This window comes from Planococcus sp. MSAK28401 (genome assembly GCF_018283455.1).
GTDB lineage: Bacteria > Bacillota > Bacilli > Bacillales_A > Planococcaceae > Planococcus > Planococcus alpniumensis.
This window is the reverse complement of record NZ_JAAMTH010000001.1, coordinates 2917235-2937565: the sequence shown is the minus strand read 5'-3', so window position 1 is coordinate 2937565 and position 20331 is coordinate 2917235. Positions and strand designations below refer to the sequence as shown.

Sequence of the window (20331 nt, the reverse complement as noted above, 5' to 3'; positions counted from 1 at the left end):
TGTACTAAAGTGCGGCTGAAAATCAAAGAGTTGTCACAAATCTGGCGACCGCCGGCCAATTCCGGTGGTACGATGTACGGAAAGGAGTGAAACTATGGAAAAGCTTGCACAACGCCCTCTGTTATTCGAAGAGGCAGCTCATTTCATTGAAACTTGCTATTTGGAACTGGGAAAAGGTGAACAGGAAATCCGCCGCCGTGTAGAGGAAATTGAACAGGAAATCGAGTCTTCGGGCAGCTATTTACATACGACGGAAGAACTGCAACACGGTGCGCGCATGGCGTGGCGCAATAACAACCGCTGCATCGGGCGTTTGTTTTGGCAGACTTTAGAAATTTTTGATGAACGTGAAGCGGAGACGGAAGAACAAGTATTTTCGGCCATCGTCCGCCATTTGCGCTTTGCATTCAACGGAGGGCAAATCCGCCCGGCCATTACAATTTTCAAGCAGTCAGACAAAAGTGGGATGCGCATCTGGAACCATCAATTATTGCGCTATGCAGGATATGAACGGGACGCCCGGATCGTCGGCGACTCTTCGTCTCTTGCATTTACCAAACAATGCGAGGCGCTGGGATGGCAAGGGGCGGGCAGTGATTTCGACCTATTGCCAGTAGTGATCGGTGAAGCCGGCAAGCAGCCCAAATGGTTCGAGCTGCCAGCGGAGGCCAAGCCTGAAGTGGCGATTGGACATCCTGACTGGCCAGCTATGGCGGAGCTCGGGCTGAAATGGTATGCAGTGCCGCTCATATCCGATATGAAGCTTGAAATCGGGGGCATTGAATACGGTATGGCGCCGTTCAATGGCTGGTATATGGGAACGGAAATCGGCGCCCGCAATTTAGCCGATGAAGACCGCTATGACCTGTTGCCGACAATGGCGGAAATTATGGGGCTCAACACGAGTTCGCAGCGGACGCTATGGAAAGATAAAGCGCTCGTCGAATTGAACGTGGCGGTGCTTGAATCATTTGCGAATGCGGGCGTGACCATCGTCGATCACCATACCGCCGCCAAGCAGTTCAAGAATTTCGAGAAAATCGAAGAGCGGGAAGGGCGCAAAGTCACCGGGAATTGGGCATGGCTGATTCCGCCGGTGTCGCCGGCAACGACGCATATTTTCCATAAGCCTTATAAAAACGACGTCGTCAAACCGAATTATTTTTACCAGCAAACGCCTTACGGGGAATGAAAATTCGATCGCTTTGACTGTCCCGCTGGAGCTATTCACAGCCGAGAGAGTTAAAGCGATTTTTAGTATGGGCAAAGAAAATAAGCGGATGGAAGACGGTTTTTTTAAGGCTGAAGGTCGATAGAGCGGAAGGTATTGTATTATAATAGAATGAAATGATGTTCTTCATCGTAAGAAATTTGAGAAAGAAGGAATAACAATGGGACGCAAATGGAATAATATTAAAGAGAAAAAAGCTTCCAAAGATGCCAACACAAGCCGAATCTATGCAAAATTCGGCCGTGAAATATATGTAGCCGCCAAGCAAGGCGAACCAGACCCGGAATCAAACCAGGCATTGAAAGTCGTGCTGGAGCGCGCCAAAACCTATAACGTGCCAAGAGCCATCATCGACCGCGCTGTCGAAAAAGCAAAAGGCGGATCGGAAGAGAACTACGACGAGCTGCGCTACGAAGGATTCGGACCGAACGGCTCGATGGTCATCGTCGACACTTTGACCAATAACGTCAATCGCACCGCTTCCGACGTGCGCGCAGCATTCGGTAAAAACGGCGGCAATATGGGTGTCAGTGGATCGGTAGCTTACATGTTCGACCATACGGCGGTTATCGGCGTAGAAGGCAAGTCGGCCGACGATACACTGGAGCTATTGATGGAAGCGGATATCGATGTGCGTGACATCCTCGAAGAAGAAGGCACCGTCATCGTCTATGCAGAACCGGATCAATTCCACCTGGTGCAAGAAGCGTTCAAAGCGGACGGCGTAACGGATTTCACGGTCGCTGAATTGACGATGCTTCCGCAGAACGAATTGCCGCTGTCAGAAGAAGACCAGGCGCAATTCGAAAAGATGGTCGATGCCATCGAAGACCTCGAAGACGTCCAGCAGGTCTATCACAACGTCGACTTGGCGTAAAAAATTCCATAAACCATTCAACTTCTGTCCGAATATGGGCAGAAGTTTTTTTGCGATAATTAATAAAGAGAATATTTAAAATAATTTAAAAGTAAACTTGTAATTCAAAAAAGGAAAAGATATACTTTTTCTGAATATAGTTTAGTGAATGTTTAGACATATTATTTTTTAAAAATAATATGTAAGTGCTTTCACTTACTACCTAGAGTGATGTATTTGGTAACCAAAGAAACGAGAGAATTTTTGTTCGTGAAGATATTTGTGAATTTATATTCAGTTTTCGATCAATTGCTTGTAAACACAGCGGCATGCAATAAAGAAAACAAGCACTCATTACAGAGCAATAAACTTCAAGCTGATCGAACGATTTGTTCTATTGGAAAGCCTGCCGCGCAATGCGTCGTGGAAAAGATTAAAAAATACATTAAAAGAAACCGGGGGCCGATTAAATGTTTAAGGAATTATCACCAAAAGCAGAACAATTGCGTAAAGACTTATTGAAATTCATGGATAGCTACGTTTATCCAGCTGAACAGACAGTGAAAGAATATAAAGAAAGTGCTAGCGACCGCTGGACCATCTCGCCGGTGATCGAAGAGCTGAAACAAAAAGCGAAAGAGCAAGGCTTATGGAATTTGTTCCTGGATCACCCGGAATACGGGGCAGGCTTATCAAATTATGAATACTCCCATCTGTGTGAAATCATGGGTCGATCGCTTATTGCGCCAGAAATCTTCAACTGCAACGCGCCAGATACAGGCAATATGGAAGTATTCGTGAAATACGGCACGGATGAGCAGAAAAAGCAATGGCTCGAGCCTTTATTGAACGGCGAGATCCGCTCGTGCTTTTCCATGACCGAGCCGGACGTCGCTTCATCCGACGCCACCAATATCCAAAGCAGCATCGTCCGTGACGGCGATGAATACGTTATCAACGCCAAGAAATGGTGGACGACGGGCGCCATGGACCCGCGCTGCAGCATCGCAATCGTCATGGGCAAAACCGACCCTGATGCCGAAAAGCACAAACAACAGTCGATGATCCTGGTACCGTTCGATACGCCAGGCGTCAAGATTGTCCGCCCGCTTACCGTATTCGGCTACGACGATGCGCCGCAAGGGCATGCAGAAGTCCATTATGAAAACGTCCGCGTCCCGGCAAGCAATATGCTGCTTGGGGAAGGCCGAGGGTTTGAAATCGCACAAGGCCGCCTTGGCCCAGGTCGTATTCACCACTGCATGCGTGCAATCGGGGCAGCTGAACGAGCGCTAGAATTGTTGTGCAGGCGAGCGGAAAGCCGCGTCGCTTTCGGTTCAACATTGGCGGAAAAAGACGTCATCAAGGAAATCATCGCCGAAAGCCGTATTGAAATCGAACAGGCGCGCCTGCTGACTTTGAACGCCGCGCACAAGATCGATGAACACGGAGCAAAAGCCGCACGCAAGGAAATCGCCATGATCAAGATTGCCGTACCGCGCGTCTCGATCAACGTCATCGATCGAGCGATGCAAGTATTCGGAGGCGCAGGGCTGACAGAAGATTTCCCACTCGCAGAACATTATGCAAATGCACGAACCTTGCGTCTTGTTGATGGACCAGACCAAGTTCACTTGCGTGATGTTGGACGAATGGAGTTACGTGAACAGTTGAAAGCAAATGAATTACGGCAGTAAATGTACAAGCGAAATGAGGCTAGTGTTGCTGAATAAAATATGCGAAAAAAGTAATTATATGATTTGCTACGAGCGGTGTGAGAGATAAGTGCGACAAGCCGAGAAAATATGACGCGGATTCACTGGAGTAGGGGGGATCGGTGACTTGTTTTCAAATAATGACTTGCGTCGTAATCGATAAGATATGTACAGAGCTAGTAAGCACAGTAAGAAGTCGAGCAAAGGATTTTCAAATACGAATGACTTGGAGAGAATTGCTATGAGTGATGCAATACGGAAAACGCAAAAAACACAGGAAGTCGATTGGCAGAAAGTCGAGCGTTTCCTGAGAAATGCAATACCGCACTTGCCGGAAGGCGAGATGAAGGTCCGCCAATTTTCGGAAGGCTATTCGAATCTCACTTACTTGCTGCAGATCGAGCACTGGGAAGGTGTGTTGAGACGCCCGCCTTTTGGGGAGATTCCGCCTAAAGCGCATGATATGGAGCGCGAATTCAAGATGCTTGAAAAAGTGCATCCTGTTTTTCCGCTAGCGCCTGAACCATACGTGTATTGCGAAGACCCGGAAGTGATGGACAAGCATTTTTACGTTATGGAGAAAAAACAAGGGATTGTTATCGATGAAGAACTTCCGGAAGTGTACGGGAACCCGGAACAAGCAGGTCCGGTCATTTCGAAAAATGTCATTACGACATTGGTTCAGCTGCAGGCAATCGATTACAAAGAAGCCGGACTCGCCGAGATGGGCAAAGCGGAAGGTTTCATGGAACGCCAAGTGAAAGGCTGGATCAAACGCTATCACCACTCCAAAACCGATGATGTCGAAGGGCTTGAAGAGTTGGAGCAATGGCTCATAGCGAACATTCCCGTTAATGAAGAAACGACCATCGTCCATAATGACTTCAAATTGAACAATATGGTGATTGATGAACAAAGCCCAGGGCTTGCAACAGGCGTCCTCGATTGGGAATTGTCGACGATCGGCGATCCACTTAGCGATGTGGGTTCGACTTTGGCTTACTGGGGACAAGCGGAAGATGCAGATATCGGCATCAATATCATCTCAAGCCAGCCAGGCTTCTACAGCCGCAAGGAATTCGTGGAAGAGTATGCGAAGCAAAGCGGGCGCGATATGTCGAATATCAACTATTACCTGGCGTTTGGGTTTTATAAGCTGGCCGGAATTTTGCAGCAAATCTATTACCGTTGGGAAAAAGGTGAAATTGAAGATGAGCGTTTCCGCCATTTGAATAAGGCAGTCACGAACTTGATTGATATGGCGAACCGGACACGCAGGGGCGAAGTGTTATAACAAGCAACCGTGCGCATATTCTCGCTGATTGAAGTGAAGCGGACTAGCCGAAATGAGGAGGGATAGGATGGAGCAGGAATTTCACTACGCGCCTTTTCACGTAGAAGCTGGCAAGATCCGTGAGTTTGCATTGGCCCTCGGCTTAAGGAATCCAGTTTATTTCAACAAAGAAGCAGCATTGGATGCGGGGTATCCGGATATCCCAGCTCCGCCTACATACACAACAGTCATCGATTTCTGGAATGAACGGGATTTCTATCAATTGTTCAGGGTTTGGGGGTTGGAACCGAATGACATACTGCACGGCGAGCAAAGTTTTGAATATGTAAATGACATCATCAGCGGTGATATCATTTCAGCAAAGGCGGTGCTAACCGACCGATTCGATAAAAAAGACAAACGCTTTTACCAGATTGAAACAATTTATCGCAATCAAGGTAATGAAGTGGTTCGCATTGGGCGGGCCACTTTAATCGAAAGGCGGGAACAGCATGGCGCAGAAATTGCCGGACATTCATAAGAACCCACTCGCACCGATTGATATGGTGCGTTATTCAGGTGCTTCAGGGGATTTCAATGAAATCCACACGGTCCCAAAAGTCGCGCGCAGCAAAGGCTTCAAGGAACCGATCGTCCACGGCATGTTATTGATGGGCTGGGCTGCAGCTGCGATAGAAGAATGGTTTCCAGATAGGAAGCGGGCGAAATTCACCGTGCGTTTTGTCGGCATGGCACATGCAGGTGAAGCGTTCGTCATCGAAGGGATGCTGACCACGGACAATGCCGGTGAGCTGCAGATCAAAGATGCTTCCGGTACAGGAAAGCTTATGGGAAGCTTTGAACTAGTATGACCGGATGTTGGGTCACTGCAATATTTTATGAGTATATTTACTGAACGATACGATGAAATTGAAGTTTAATTTTCTGTTGATTATGTAAGCCCTTTCAATTGGGCGCGAAAAGGAGAAATGGACATGAAACGTGTATATCTAGTAGATGGTGCAAGAACGGCATTCGGGGCATTCGGCGGGTCGTTTGCGAATACAGATGCAACGGAGCTCGGCACGGCGACAGCGATCGAAGCGCTGAAAAGAGCGAATGTCAAAGCGAAAGATGTGGATCACGTCATTTACGGCAATGTTATCCAATCGAACGTCAATGCAGCATATCTTGCGCGCCATATCGGATTGAATGCAGGCATTCCCCAGGAAGTGCCAGCCTTAACCTTGAACCGCCTATGCGGATCCGGTGCGCAGGCAGTCGTTTCCGCGGCGCAGCATATTTTGCTCGGCGAAGCGAATATCGTTTTGGCGGGCGGTGCGGAGAATATGTCGATGTCGCCTTATGCGAACTTCACACAGCGTTTCAGCAAGGCGAAGATGGGGCCGATGCAGTTTGAGGATATGCTGCTTGCGACGCTGACCGACCAATATACCGGCAGCGGCATGGGCATGACGGCCGAGAAACTGGCTGAGCAATACGATATTTCCCGTGAAGCCCAAGATGAATTCGCGGTCGAATCAAACCAGCGGGCAGCGAAAGCGGCAACTGGCGGACAGTTTGACGAAGAAATTGTCGGCGTCGAGGTGAAAACACGCAAAGGCACGGTTGTGGTCGATAAAGACGAACACATCAAACCGGATGCCAATACGGAGGGCTTATCGAAGCTGCGCCCTTCGTTCAAGAAAGACGGCTCCGTAACAGCGGGCAATGCTTCAGGCATCAATGACGGTGCGGCGTCTCTTGTTGTGGCAGGGGAAGATGCAGTCAAAAAGCATGGCTTATCGCCTGTCGCGCGCATCGTGTCCTGGCATGTGGCTGGAGTGGATCCGACGATCATGGGCATTGGCCCGGTTCCTGCCATCCGCCGTGCACTGGAAAAAGCGGAATTGACGATGGATGATATCGATTTGGTCGAAGTGAACGAAGCGTTCGCGGCGCAATATTTGGCGGTGGAAAAAGAGCTTGGGCTCGATCGTTCGAAAGTGAACGTCAACGGCGGGGCGATTGCGCTTGGCCATCCGGTTGGCGCGAGCGGTGCACGTCTCTTGCTGTCAGCGGCTTATGAATTGAAGCGGCGCGGTGGGAAATACGCGGTCGCGAGCCTATGCATCGGCGGCGGTCAGGGAATTGCGGTGGTGATTGAACATGCCTAAACTGCCGGTCATCGTGGCGCCAATGTTTCTCGTATCGACGCCTCAAATGGTTATTGAATCAGGGCGTGCCGGCGTCATCGGTTCGTTTCCTCTATTGAATGCGCGTCCCGTCGAAGAATGTGCGAAATGGCTTGTTGAAGTAAAAGAAGCGCTCGGCGATGTTCCCTGGGCGGTCAATTTCATCAGCCACCGCGGTTCGAACAAGCGCTATGACGAAGACGTGGAATTGATCCGTGAGCATCAGCCGCCGATTGTCATCACTTCGCTCGGCTCGCCTGCAGAAGTACTCGAAATCGTCCACGCATACGGCGGCCTTGTTTATTCCGATGTGGCAAACGCTAAGCATGCGAAGAAAGCGGCACAAAGCGGTGTCGATGGATTGATCCTTGTATGCGCAGGCGCTGGCGGGCACGGGGGCACGCTCAATCCGTTCGCTTTCATTGCGGCGGTCAAAAAGTTCTTTGACGGCACCATCATCCTGTCCGGTTCTTTGTCCACCGGGCAAGATGTGGCAGCTGCTTTATTGATGGGCGCAGATTATGCCTATATGGGGACGCGCTTTTTGGCGGTCGAAGAAAGCAACGCTCCGGGAGAGTACAAGCAGATGGTCATCGACTCCTCGATCGAAGACGTTTTATATACCGATTCGTTCAGCGGCGTCCCGGTGAATGTCCTCATCCCAAGCCTTGAAAAACAAGGCATCGATCCGAAAACCTTAAAGCCGAAAACAGAAGTCGATTTGTCCCATCTCGTCAATGCCAAGGCGTGGCGCGATATTTGGTCGGCTGGACACGGCGTGACGACGGTGACGAAGCGCGAGACGGTCAAGGAAGCTGTTGAGCAGCTGGAGCGGGAATACGAAGAAGGGGTGAATGCGCTTGTACGAAACCATTAAAACCGAATTATCGGACGGGATTCTGACATTGACCTTGAATCGCCCTGAAAAAATGAACGCCTATACAGAAAAAATGAACGACGAGCTGCTTCATTTCTACCAAAACGTTAATGGTGACGATGCTGTGCGCGTCATTGTCGTGACCGGTGCCGGGCGGGCGTTTTGTGCCGGCATGGACTTATCGGACGGCGGCTCGACGTTCGCTTCCGAACAAAGTGCGGAAGAATACCGGGACCTCGGCGGGCAGGTCAGCAACCAAGTTTATGAAGTGAAAAAACCGATCATTGCCGCCATCAACGGCCCTGCAGTCGGCATCGGCATGACCATGACTTTGCCGATGGATATCCGCATCGTCAAAAAAGATGCGAAAATCGGCTTCGTCTTCGGACGCCGCGGCATTGGCCCGGAAGCTTCCTCCGGCTGGTTTTTGCCGCGCATCGTCGGCATCGGAAAAGCACTCGAATGGACACTGACGGGGCGCTACATCCCGACGGCTGAAGCGGTGGAGGCGGGGCTCATGCAATATGAATCGGAAGATCCGCTTGAAAAAGCATATGAAATCGCACGGGACATTGCAGAAAATACCGCCGCCACATCCAATAGCTTTACGCGCCAATTATTATGGAAGATGCTTGGCGTGGATCATCCACATGAGTCGCATCTCGCCGAATCGAAGTTCCTTCACTGGGCCGGGCAAAATGCCGATGCGGATGAAGGCATCCAATCCTTCGTCGATAAGCGCAAAGCAGAGTTTCCCATGAAAGTGAGCGAGCTTCCGGATTTCTTCAACGGAAAAAAATAATACGCCTTTAAGCTTCAAGAGCGCAGTTGCTGCGCTCTTGAAGCTTTTTTTTATGTCTTGAGAAAAGCCAGTAAAAAACTAAAGCATATATATTTACATTTTATACCCTGCGGGGTATATTGGGTTTAAGAAACCGAAACCAACCAAAAGGAGATTGATTCCATGTTATTACGATATTTCTACGACGAAAAATTGGCTCACGCATCTTATGTAGTAGGGTGCCAAAAAACAGGCGAAGCAGTCGTCGTTGATCCGATGCGCGATATCACAGCATACGAGGAACTGGCGAAAAAAGAGAAACTGAATATTGTTGGCGCTCTTGAAACGCATATCCATGCTGACTTTGTGTCCGGTTCACGGGAACTGAATGACCGTTTTGGGACAAAGCTCTATATTTCGGATGAAGGCGATGCCGATTGGAAATATCTGAACCTGGATGGAATCAGCCATCAATTATTGAAAGAGGGCGATCAGTTTAAGATCGGCAATTTAATCTTTGACGTGATGCATACGCCAGGCCATACCCCAGAGAGCATTTCCTTCCTATTGACGGATAAAGGCGGATCCGCGGACAAGCCAATGGGCATTTTCACTGGCGACTTCGTCTTTGTCGGCGACGTCGGGCGCCCGGACCTTCTTGAAAAAGCGGCAGGCATCCAAGGGACTTCAGAGTCCGGTGCTGTGGCGATGTTCAAATCGATCGAACGTTTCAAGGCCCTTGCGGATTATTTGCAAGTTTGGCCAGCACATGGTGCCGGATCCGCTTGTGGTAAATCACTCGGCGCGGTGCCATCGACGACAGTCGGTTACGAAAAAGCCTTTAACTGGGCGATGCAATTCGATGATGAAGCTTCCTTCAAGAAAGCTTTGCTTGAAGGCCAGCCGGAACCGCCGTATTATTTCGCGGTGATGAAATCGGTCAATAAAGTCGGGCCGCAGTTGATCAAAGACTTGCCGAAACCAAAAGAAATCACATCAGCCACAGATATCGAAGCGCTGCTTGCAGAAGGCAAACAAGTACTCGATATGCGCCCAGCAGATGCTTATAGTAAAGGCCATATCCAAGGAACGATCAACATCCCGTTCAATAATTCCTTCACTAACTGGGCAGGTTGGGTCGTTGATTACAACAAGCCGCTCTATCTTCTTCTCGATACCAAAGTGCTCGACGAAGCTTTGACTGCATTGCGTTCAATCGGAATCGACGAAGTCTACGGTTATGCGCCAGTGGAAAAAATTATGGAGCAAGCTGAAAACTTGGCAACATATGAGAATGTGACACCAGCTGAAGCGAATGAAATGGTCGAAAAAGGCGAGGCCTATGTGCTGGACGTCCGCAATCAGACAGAATTTGATGAAGGCCATATCGATAACGCCAAGCACATCATGGTCGGTACCTTGAAAAACCGCCTGGATGAGGTCGCCACAGATAAAACTGTGATTGTTCAATGCCAAGCAGGTGCACGTTCTGCCATTGCAGCAAGTGTCCTGAAAGCGAACGGCATCGACAAGCTGGTCAATATGACAGGCGGCTACAGCAAATGGCAACAAGAAGTCGCATCCGTGAAACAATAATAGGAAGATAACCGCTTAAGCTTTGGCTTCGGCGGTTTTCCTTTGAAAAAACACAATCCAAAAGGGGAAGATCGAAACAATGAGTATTGGCATCCCGATTGCGCTGCTGGCTCTTGCCGGCTCCAACGGTTTTTATAAACGCTACGTCACGGCCAAAGGGGTCAAGCACGATTGTGCAGACAACCTGAAAGAAAACGATGATATTCTCTTGCTGGATGTGAGAGCCTATAATATTTCCTATAAAGATCCCATCGAAGGCGCATTCGAATTGCCGGTCGCTTATTTCATCCGTAGCTACGAAGAAATACCGGACCGCCCGATCCACATCATCGCTTCTGATGAGATGGAAAAGAATATGGCTGTCCGCATGCTTAGGAAAAAAGGGAAAAATGTTATCAGCTATAGCCTAACTGAAGAAAATTGCGGCGAGCGGATGCTGGCCCATTGATTCTCTCACCCCGATATCAATTGTCGGGGTATTTTTTTATGGAATTCGAAGCAGGATGAAATGAAAAATCGCGTTGACAAGAAGAAAGGGACGTTTTATAGTATGTGTAACCGGTTACATAAAACCTGAGAACGGAGAAGAGCGATGACAACGATCAGAGATGTGGCAAAAAAAGCAGGCGTTTCCGTTGCGACGGTTTCACGTTTTTTGAATGGCAGCGGTTATGTCAGTGCAGATGCGGCCAAAGCGGTGACAGAAGCAGTTGAGGAACTGGAATATGAGCTGAATCCGGTCGCACGCTCTTTGAACACGAAACGTTCCAATTTGATCGGGCTCATTTTACCGGACATCACGAATCCCTTTTTCCCGGAACTTGCACGAGCTGTGGAAGATGTGGCATTGAGCTACGGCTATACGGTGATTTTATGCAACTCCGATGAAGACCCGAAAAAAGAGAAAAATTATATCGAAACCTTGAAGAAAAAATACATCGCCGGCTTTATCGTAACTTCCAACCAGCTGGAGGCACCCCATTATGCAAATACCAAGCTGCCGATTGTAGCTCTTGACCGGGCGATCAATGAAAAAATCCCGGTCGTCTCATCGAATAATAAGGAAGGTGCGGTGCTTGGGACGAATGCGCTGCTCGAGCGCGGATGCCAAAACATCCTGTTCCTGAGAGGGCCGGAAGCGCTGAACCCGGCGAACGACCGTTATGAGGGATTTATGGAAGCGATCGGAAAAGCGCATGTCGATCACCGCATCGTCACTTGCCCGTTCCATTATGCCGATTCGCAAAAGATTGTTGAACGGGAATTGCAGAACGATCCGGGAATCGACGGCATATTCGCTTCAAGCGATGTGTCGGCAGCAGGGGCTTTGAAAGCAGCTGTTCTGCTCGGCAGAAAAGTGCCGGACGATTTGCAGATTGTCGGATTCGATGGCATCGCAATGGGCGAGATGCTGTCGCCGGGGCTCTCGACCGTTGCACAGGACGTTTACAAAATGGGCGCAATCGCCACCCGCGTTTTGATCAAGCGGATCGAGAATAAGCCCGTGGAAGAAAGCTTCTACGAAATTCCGGTCAAGCTTGTCTTACGTGGCACAACAAGGAGTGTGGAATGATGATTACAGTAGTAGGCAGCATCAATATGGACCTTGTGGTCGGAACAGAACGCTTTCCGAAGCAAGGTGAAACGGTGCTAGGGAATTTATATACGACCGTGCCTGGCGGAAAAGGCGCCAATCAGGCAGTCGCAGCAGCGAGGCTCGGCGACCAAGTCCATATCGTCGGGGCAGTCGGCAGCGATGCATTCGGTACACAACTTCTAAGTGGCTTGGAAACAGAACAGATTGACACACGAGGTGTCAAAAAAACGGACGGGGCGAGCGGAATCGCCAATATCCTATTGTCAGAAGGCGACAACCGCATTATCGTCGTCCCAGGTGCCAACCACGAACTAACGAAATCGGATATCGATGCGCAGAAGAAGGTAATCGAAAAAAGTTCGATGGTCATTCTGCAGTTGGAACTGCCGATTCCGGTTGTGGAATATACGCTGCAGCTTGCCAAACAACTCGGCGTGCCGGCTATTTTGAATCCAGCGCCAGCTGGTGGATTTACGGAGGCGATGAAACAAGCGGATTTTTTGACGCCGAATGAAACCGAAGCGGAAGAGCTGTTCGGCACGAATTGGGAACTTGAACTGGAACGCTATCCGAATCGCATGGTCGTGACGCTTGGAAAAAACGGTGCCCGCTATTTCGATGGCGACAAGCATATAACAGTCGAAGGATTTCCGACACAAGCGGTTGATACAACGGGCGCGGGAGATACTTTTAACGGTGCCTTGGCAGTTGCATTAGCTGAAGGCAGCGAGTTCAAGGAAGCTGTCCGCTTCGCCAACGCCGCTGCCTCCTTATCGGTGGAGAAATTCGGGGCACAAGGCGGCATGCCGAACCACGAGGAAGTCGTTTCCCGGATGGAGGCAGCAAAATGAAAAAACAAGGCATAATCAATCGCGATATCGCCGGCCACTTGGCACGGTTCGGGCATACGGATCTGCTTGTCATTGCCGATTGCGGGCTGCCGGTACCGGAACATGTCCCATGCGTCGATTTATCCTACCGCATCGGGGAGCCTTCTTTTGAAACAGTATTGGATGCAGTGCTTGAGGATTTCGAAGCGGAAGCGGCTTATATTGCCCGGGAAATAAGCGATCACAATAAAGGCTTGGAAGCTGGCATGCAACAGCAATTGGATTGCCGCTACCTGAGCCACGAGGAATTGAAGGCGATGAGCCATAACGCCAAACTGATCATCCGCACAGGGGAAGCAAGCCCTTATGCGAATGTCATTCTCCAGTCGGGCGTCATCTTTTAATGAGGCAGGTGACCGAAATGACCGAAATGATCAATATGACTGATATTTGCAAGTCGTTCAGCGGCAACGCCGTCTTGAAAAAAGTCCATTTCTCTCTTCAAAAAGGTGAGATTCACGCCTTAATGGGTGAGAACGGGGCTGGGAAATCAACATTGATGAAAATCATGTCCGGCATCTATACACGTGACTCCGGAACGGTAGAGGTGAAAGGCAAAAAAGTCGAATTCACTTCGCCGAAGCAAGCAGAAGCGGAAGGCATCGCAGTCATCCATCAAGAGTTGAATATCCTGCCGCACCTGTCAATTGCGGACAATCTCTTTCTCGGCCGCGAGGAAACCGTCGGGCGCACAGGCATCCTGAAGACAAAAGACATGGAACGCAAAACGAAAAAAATCCTGGGAGATTTGGGGCTCGATATCGACCCGTCTCTTCCCGCAAGCACATTGTCTGTCGGACAACAGCAATTGGTGGAAATCGGCAAAGCTTTGTCGATGGATGCAGAAATGATTATTATGGACGAACCGACCGCAGCATTGACGGACCGCGAAATCGAAACTTTATTCGTGACTATCCGTGATCTTCAAAAGCGCGGCGTGTCTTTCGTCTATATTTCTCACCGCATGGAAGAAATCTTTTCGCTATGCGACCGCATCACCATTTTGCGCGACGGTGAATTCGTCGGTGAACGGAAGATCAGCGAAACCAGCTTCGAAGAAATTGTCCAGTTGATGGTCGGCCGTGAACTCGGCGACCGTTTCCCGGAACGAAGCTCCACGATCGGAGACGTCAAGCTATCGGTTAAAGGCTTGTCGCGCAAAGATTGCTTTGAAGATATTTCCTTCGACATCCATAAAGGGGAAATCGTATCGATTGCTGGGCTCATGGGGGCAGGGCGCACAGAAGTGGCGCAGTCTTTATTCGGTTATAAGAAAGCGGATTCAGGAACGGTGGAACTCGATGGCAAGCCTGCGAAAATCGACAATCCGCAAAAAGCGAAAGAGCTCGGCATCGGCTACGTGACCGAAGACCGGAAATCCGAAGGGCTGATCGTCGATTTTACGGTAGAAGAAAACATCAGTATGGCGAACTTTGAATCCATTTCCAAAAAAGGTTTGCTGTCGAAAGACAAAGAACGCAGCCTGTACGACCGGATGGTAAAGCGCCTTGGCATCCGAACATCGGGGCCTGATCAAGCGGCTAAATCGCTCAGCGGAGGCAACCAGCAAAAAGTCGTCATCGCCAAATGGCTCGGCATTGAACCGGATGTGCTCATACTCGATGAGCCGACGCGGGGAGTCGATGTTGGCGCGAAGAAAGAGATTTATTCGATCATCAACGAATTGGCCGCTCGGGGCGTCGCCATCTTAATGATTTCTTCCGAACTTCCGGAAGTGATTGGCATGGCCGACCGTGTGCTCGTCATGCACGAAGGCAAGCTGGCGGCAGATGTGCCAAAACAGGAAATGACGCAGGAAACAATTATGCATTATGCAACAGGAGGTGGGAAACTTGAAGCTGAAGTCCGCTAATACAAGCTTGTTCCAAAAAATCGCGCCGTTCATCGGTTTGATTTTGATCATCATCATCATTACCGCAATTAACCCGAGTTTTCTATCCATGAGCAATATTTTGAACGTCCTCCGACAAGTGTCAATCAATGCGTTGATCGCATTCGGCATGACCTTCGTCATCTTGACCGGCGGAATCGACTTATCGGTCGGATCGATCTTGGCGCTTACGGGTGCTGTGACAGCCGGCATGATGGCTTCAGGAATTGACCCGATCTTAGCGATGCTGTTGGGGCTCTTCCTCGGGGCAGTTCTCGGAGCCATCAACGGCGTCATCATCGCAAAAGGGAAAGTAGCACCATTCATCGCGACACTTGCGACGATGACCATTTACCGGGGCTTGACGCTCGTCTACACAGAAGGCCGGCCGATTTCAGGGCTTGGCGATAGCATGGCTTTCCAGATGCTCGGGAAAGGCTATTTCCTCGGCATCCCGATTCCAGTCGTGACGATGCTCATCAGTTTCGGGATCCTTTACTTCATTTTGAAGAAAACGACGTTCGGACGCCGTGTTTACGCAGTGGGCGGCAACGAGGAAGCTTCCGTACTCTCAGGAATCAATGCCGACCGCATCAAGATTTATGTATATTCCTTGGTCGGCGCGCTTGCTGCACTGGCGTCACTGATCTTGACTTCGCGTTTGAATTCAGCTCAGCCGACAGCCGGCCAGATGTTTGAACTTGATGCCATCGCAGCCGTTGTACTCGGTGGAACGAGTTTGACTGGCGGCCGCGGATGGATCGTCGGCACCTTAATTGGTGCGCTGATCATTGGCGTCTTGAACAATGGATTGAATTTGATTGGGGTGTCCTCCTTCTTCCAGCAAGTGGTGAAGGGTGCAGTTATATTACTTGCAGTATTGCTAGACCGTAAAAAAACAGCATAAGGAGTGGTAGAAATGAAGAAAATGCTATTAATGTTCGTCCTTTTGGCAATGATGGTTTTGGCCGCATGTTCCATGGAAGCACCAGGTTCAGATTCAGAAGAAACAACAGGCGGCGAAGAAGCGAGCGGCGATTACACAATCGGTTTCTCGATTTCGACATTGAACAACCCGTTCTTCGTGACATTGAGTGAAGGGGCAGAAGCTAAAGCTTCTGAACTTGGCGCAACTCTTTCTGTAGTTGATGCACAAGACGACGCATCGAAGCAGGCAAGTGATGTAGAGGATTTGATCCAGCAAGGCGTGGACGTGATTCTAATCAACCCTGTCGATTCTGAGGCAGTCGCTTCAGCAGTGACTTCTGCTAATAATGCAGACATCCCGGTCATTACTGTAGACCGCAGCGCGGAAGGCGGAGAAGTCGTTTCCCACATTGCTTCGGATAACGTAGCCGGCGGCGAAATGGCTGCTGAACATTTATTGTCATTGGTAGGCGATGGCGCGAAAGTAGCTGAATTGGAAGGAGTTCCAGGATCTTCTGCAGCGCGTGAACGCGGAGAAGGCTTCAATAATATTGCAGCGGACAGCTTGGATGTCGTTGCTAAACAAACAGCAAATTTCAACCGTGCAGAAGGTTTGTCGGTCATGGAAAATATCCTGCAAGCAAACCCTGATGTAACCGGAGTGTTTGCGCACAATGACGAAATGGCGCTCGGTGCACTTGAAGCAATTGAAGCTTCTGGCAAAGATGTCACAGTTGTCGGATTTGATGCCACAAACGATGCAGTCGCAGCAGTAGAAGAAGGCCGTCTTGCCGGAACGATTGCCCAAAAACCGGAAATGATCGGTGAAATGGCTGTCGAAACGGCTATCCAGCACTTGGATGGCGAAGAAGTGGAAGCATCGATTCCTGTAGAATTGGAATTGATCGAGCAATAAGGAAGAAGAAACCGCATCGGCATTCTTGCCGGTGCGGTTTTTTAATGCAACTAGGCTGAAAGAACTTAGCGAAAAAGAATTCAAGCCAATAGAGAGATTTTATTTGGATTTTTTTACTATTAATATAAAATAGTAGTAAGCCATTAGTTCTGATTATTCAGGTATCAGAAAATTCTTACTTTCTTTGTGGTACATTTTTTGTAAACCACTTGGAGGAGGAAGCAAAATGGCGAAATTGAATCGATGGAGAGCCGCGGGATTGCTCGTGCTGGCAGGGGCTCTCGTGGCATCCCCATTGAAGATGGGAAGTGACGGGAAGATGGCAGGGGCAGACAGTGAATATGCAACCTTAACTGCGCAAGTGAATGATATTCTGCAAGACGAAAGTTTGGACGGCGCGCTAGCAGGCGTCAGTATCCGAAAAGCGGACAGTGGGGAAAAAATATACGATCACTTTGGCGACATCCGACTGAAACCGGCATCCAATATGAAGCTGTTCACCTTGGCGGCAGCACTTGAAACTTTAGGAGAAGATCATCGATTCTCGACAGAACTGCATACCGATGGGGAACTGAAAGGCAAAGTGCTGCAAGGCAATCTTTACTTGAAAGGCAAAGGCGACCCGACATTGCTCGAGGAGGATTTCGAGCGCTTTGCAAAAGAATTGAAAGTCCAAGGAATACATAAAGTGAAAGGCGACTTGGTCGGCGACGATAGCTGGTTCGACGATGAACGCTTGTCTGAAGACATGACATGGAAAAATGAAGTGTATTATGTCGGAGCCCAAGTATCCGCATTGACCGCCTCACCGAATAAAGATTATGACGCTGGGTCGATCATCGTGGAAGCGAACGCCGGAGAGGCGGCGGGAGATGAAGTGCGGGTAAGTTTGTCGCCCGAGACGGATTATGTGACGATCACCAATACCGCCCAAACGGTGGCAGCTGGCGAACCGAAAACGCTAAGCATCACGAGAGACCACGGCACGAATGAAATCATCGTGGAAGGCAATATCCCGGAACAGGGAAGCCGGACGCGTGAATGGATCGCAGTCGATGAACCATCCGGATACGCGCTCAGCTTGTTCGAAAAGGCACTGGATAAGGAAGGTGTTGAGTTGATTGGAAACTCGCAAACGGGGATGGGTGTTACGCCGTCGGATAGCCGCATGTTGCTAGAGCATCAATCGATGACGCTCGCGGAACTATCGATCCCGTTCATGAAACTGAGCAATAACGGGCACGGCGAAGCGTTGGCGAAACAAATGGGCCGCGTAGTGAACGGGGAAGGCAGCTGGGAAGCGGGGCTCGAAGTGATGGAGGAAACCGCTGACAAGCTTGGCGTCAATGTCGACACCATCCATCTGCGCGATGCTTCCGGAATGTCCCACGTCAATTTGATTCCTGCAAATGAGATTTCGCAGTTATTGGCCGGAGCGCAGGACGAGCCATGGTTCGATACGTTCCTTGAGTCCTTACCGGTCGCAGGAGCTTCTGAACGCCTTGTCGGCGGAACCTTGCGCAACCGCATGAAAGACACAGCCGCAGAAGGCAACGTCCAGGCGAAAACCGGCAGCTTATCCTCGGTTTCTTCTCTGGCAGGCTATGCGACGACACAAGACGGCGAACGGCTGGTCTTCGCGATCATCCTGAACAATGACCTGGCGAATGTCACGCCGATCGAAAACGCGATTGCCGAAGCGATTGCTAAATATCAAGCTGAGTGATGGGCAAGAGCTTCGAAGGGCGATAGAAAATCAGTTTTGACAGAAACAGCGGCGGAAGGCTTCGCGTCTTTCGCAGGCTGTTTCTTTTTGATGGGAAAGATTGGATTGTTCTTTCCATCCTGAAAAAACTTCTGTATGGTGAATATATCAAGTATTCAAACAACTTAGGAGTGATGGAAATGAGACCGATCATCGGCATTACTGCGTCAAAGGAATTGGGGAAAGATGAATACAATGTAGAGCTCGCGGACACAGAAGCGATTGTCCGGGCGGGGGGATTGCCGATCATGCTTCCGCATATTGAAGGGCAGGCGGAACTGGAAGAACTCGCCGAGCACATCGACGGATTGTTCCTTGCGGGCGGCTGGGATATTGACCCGATATTGTTCGGCGAAGAGCCGCATCCGGGTCTTGGCGTCATCATTCCTTCACGTGACCGCTTCGAGCTGGAGCTGCTGGAGAAAGTGATGGAGAAAAACAAACCGGTGCTGGCGATTTGCCGAGGCGCCCAGATTTTGAATATCGCAGCCGGAGGGGACATGTATCAGGATACGCCGTCTCAGCTGGCCGGTAACTTGCTGCAACATCAGCAGCGTGCACCGAAAGAGCATGGCTCGCATTTTGTTGAGGTAGCGGAAGGTTCGCTCTTGCACCGGCTGACAGATTCTTTGAAGCTCAAGGTCAATAGCCGCCATCACCAGTCGAATCGCCGAGTGTCGGAGCATTATCTCGTGTCGGGCATTGCGAGCGACGGGGTCATAGAAGCGATTGAAAGCAAAGAGCATGGTTTCGCGCTTGGGCTGCAATGGCATCCGGAAAACATGGCGCGTGCAGGGGACGCAGCGTCTTTGCGCATCTTTGAAGGCTTTGTCAGCGCGTGTAGAGAAGAAGGGGATGAGTGAGTGCAGATCATCGATACACATTGCGACGCGCTGCTGAAGCTTCAGGTAGCGAAGCGCAACGAATTGTTTCGGGGAAAGCAGTTGCGCTTTCTCGATGCGGAAGAACTCGACACCAATTTTCTGCGCCTGCAGCGAGGCGGTGTGAAAGTTCAATTTTTCGCAGTGTTCGTGCATCCGGAACTGCCGGACAATGAAAAATGGCAGCATTGCCTCGAGCAGGTCGATTTGTTCTACAGCGAAGTGCTCGGGCAGCCACTCATGAAACACATCCGTCGGTGGGAAGATATCGATACGCTGGGCCCGGGTGAAATCGGGGCGGTGCTTGCACTTGAAGGGGCGGACCCTTTCGGAAACGACCTTGCGAAATTGCGGCATCTCTATAGGCTAGGCGTGCTGTCGCTCGGACTGACATGGAATTTCGCCAATCTTTGCGCGGATGGTGTCGGAGAGCCTAGAGGAGGCGGCTTGACGCTGCTCGGCAAGCAAGTGGTGCAGCTGAATAATGACCATCATGTTTTCACGGACGTGTCCCATTTATCGCTCGCAGGATTCTGGGAAGTGATGGAACTCGCGGATTACCCAATCGCAAGCCATTCCAATGCAAGAAAGTTATGCGATCATCCGCGCAATCTGGACGACGGGCAAATCGAGGCGCTGTTCTCGCGCAACGGCTTGATCGATGTCGTATTCTGTCCAGAATTCATCAATTCCGGAAGCCGCCGGGCGACGATTGACGATTTGCTGCGCCATATCGATCATCTTTGTGCACTCGGTGGAGAACACCATATTGGACTCGGATCTGATTTTGACGGTATCTCCGATCATGTCACAAGGCTCGAAAATGCTTCGGTGTACCCGAACTTAATCGAAGCTTTGCAAAAACGCTATTCGGAAACTCAGGTAGAAGGGTTTGCGTTCCGAAATTTCCTTGCGCATCGTCCGGGTATCGGGTAAAGCG

20 protein-coding genes are annotated in these 20331 nt (G+C 50.0%); all 20 read left to right on the top strand.

Translation table 11 applies throughout. From position 1 onward, the window contains the following. Positions 1-94 precede the first annotated feature (94 nt). The 20 genes from G3255_RS14845 (at position 95) to G3255_RS14750 (ending at position 20327) form a co-directional block, all read left to right on the top strand. Entirely contained in the window at positions 95-1192 is a 1098-nt protein-coding gene (locus G3255_RS14845; protein WP_211655179.1) for a nitric oxide synthase oxygenase, read from the top strand. Positions 1193-1391: 199 nt separating this feature from the next. Next, positions 1392-2108 carry a YebC/PmpR family DNA-binding transcriptional regulator gene (locus tag G3255_RS14840; protein ID WP_211655178.1) on the top strand — a complete coding sequence of 239 codons (717 nt, stop codon included), beginning with the start codon at positions 1392-1394 and terminating at the stop codon, positions 2106-2108. A 449-nt stretch (positions 2109-2557) separates the two neighbouring features. After that, the gene (locus G3255_RS14835) at positions 2558-3784 is read left to right on the top strand and encodes an acyl-CoA dehydrogenase family protein (RefSeq protein ID WP_211655177.1); all 1227 of its coding nucleotides are present in this window, start codon (positions 2558-2560) and stop codon (positions 3782-3784) included. A gap of 259 nt (positions 3785-4043) precedes the next feature. Continuing rightward, positions 4044-5096 (top strand): phosphotransferase family protein, encoded by a 1053-nt coding sequence (locus G3255_RS14830; protein ID WP_211655176.1) that lies wholly within the window; start codon positions 4044-4046, stop codon positions 5094-5096. A 67-nt stretch (positions 5097-5163) separates the two neighbouring features. Beyond that, a complete protein-coding gene (locus tag G3255_RS14825; RefSeq protein ID WP_211655175.1) occupies positions 5164-5616 on the top strand; it encodes an FAS1-like dehydratase domain-containing protein in 453 nt (150 codons plus the stop codon). Continuing rightward, complete coding sequence (locus G3255_RS14820; RefSeq protein ID WP_211655174.1) at positions 5588-5947, top strand: MaoC/PaaZ C-terminal domain-containing protein; 360 nt, start codon at positions 5588-5590, stop codon at positions 5945-5947. The genes G3255_RS14825 and G3255_RS14820 overlap by 29 nt, the downstream gene beginning before the upstream one ends. Before the next feature lie 123 nt (positions 5948-6070). After that, a complete protein-coding gene (locus G3255_RS14815) occupies positions 6071-7252 on the top strand; it encodes an acetyl-CoA C-acetyltransferase (protein WP_211655173.1) in 1182 nt (393 codons plus the stop codon). After that, positions 7245-8147: an NAD(P)H-dependent flavin oxidoreductase gene (locus tag G3255_RS14810; RefSeq protein ID WP_211655172.1), complete on the top strand. Its 903-nt coding sequence runs from the start codon at positions 7245-7247 to the stop codon at positions 8145-8147. Before G3255_RS14815 ends, G3255_RS14810 begins: the two co-directional genes overlap by 8 nt. Next, complete coding sequence (locus tag G3255_RS14805) at positions 8125-8949, top strand: enoyl-CoA hydratase-related protein (RefSeq protein WP_249222140.1); 825 nt, start codon at positions 8125-8127, stop codon at positions 8947-8949. Before G3255_RS14810 ends, G3255_RS14805 begins: the two co-directional genes overlap by 23 nt. Positions 8950-9111: 162 nt before the next feature. Next, a complete protein-coding gene (locus tag G3255_RS14800) occupies positions 9112-10524 on the top strand; it encodes an MBL fold metallo-hydrolase (RefSeq protein WP_211655170.1) in 1413 nt (470 codons plus the stop codon). Between the two features lie 79 nt (positions 10525-10603). Beyond that, on the top strand, positions 10604-10972 hold the full coding sequence (locus G3255_RS14795; protein ID WP_211655169.1) for a rhodanese-like domain-containing protein: 369 nt from the start codon (positions 10604-10606) through the stop codon (positions 10970-10972). A gap of 144 nt (positions 10973-11116) precedes the next feature. Further along, positions 11117-12097, top strand: coding sequence for a LacI family DNA-binding transcriptional regulator (locus G3255_RS14790; protein ID WP_211655168.1), 981 nt, complete (start codon positions 11117-11119; stop codon positions 12095-12097). Then, the gene (rbsK, locus tag G3255_RS14785; RefSeq protein ID WP_211655167.1) at positions 12097-12972 is read left to right on the top strand and encodes a ribokinase; all 876 of its coding nucleotides are present in this window, start codon (positions 12097-12099) and stop codon (positions 12970-12972) included. The genes G3255_RS14790 and rbsK overlap by 1 nt, the downstream gene beginning before the upstream one ends. Beyond that, complete coding sequence (rbsD, locus tag G3255_RS14780) at positions 12969-13355, top strand: D-ribose pyranase (protein ID WP_211655166.1); 387 nt, start codon at positions 12969-12971, stop codon at positions 13353-13355. Before rbsK ends, rbsD begins: the two co-directional genes overlap by 4 nt. A gap of 26 nt (positions 13356-13381) precedes the next feature. Continuing rightward, positions 13382-14884 carry a sugar ABC transporter ATP-binding protein gene (locus tag G3255_RS14775; RefSeq protein WP_211655941.1) on the top strand — a complete coding sequence of 501 codons (1503 nt, stop codon included), beginning with the start codon at positions 13382-13384 and terminating at the stop codon, positions 14882-14884. Next, on the top strand, positions 14865-15809 hold the full coding sequence (locus G3255_RS14770; protein ID WP_249222139.1) for an ABC transporter permease subunit: 945 nt from the start codon (positions 14865-14867) through the stop codon (positions 15807-15809). The genes G3255_RS14775 and G3255_RS14770 overlap by 20 nt, the downstream gene beginning before the upstream one ends. Before the next feature lie 12 nt (positions 15810-15821). After that, on the top strand, positions 15822-16745 hold the full coding sequence (gene rbsB, locus G3255_RS14765; protein WP_211655164.1) for a ribose ABC transporter substrate-binding protein RbsB: 924 nt from the start codon (positions 15822-15824) through the stop codon (positions 16743-16745). A 226-nt stretch (positions 16746-16971) separates the two neighbouring features. Continuing rightward, positions 16972-18471, top strand: coding sequence for a D-alanyl-D-alanine carboxypeptidase/D-alanyl-D-alanine endopeptidase (gene dacB, locus G3255_RS14760; protein WP_211655163.1), 1500 nt, complete (start codon positions 16972-16974; stop codon positions 18469-18471). Between the two features lie 179 nt (positions 18472-18650). Next, on the top strand, positions 18651-19373 hold the full coding sequence (locus G3255_RS14755) for a gamma-glutamyl-gamma-aminobutyrate hydrolase family protein (protein ID WP_211655162.1): 723 nt from the start codon (positions 18651-18653) through the stop codon (positions 19371-19373). Beyond that, the gene (locus G3255_RS14750; protein WP_211655161.1) at positions 19374-20327 is read left to right on the top strand and encodes a dipeptidase; all 954 of its coding nucleotides are present in this window, start codon (positions 19374-19376) and stop codon (positions 20325-20327) included. Positions 20328-20331 lie beyond the last annotated feature (4 nt).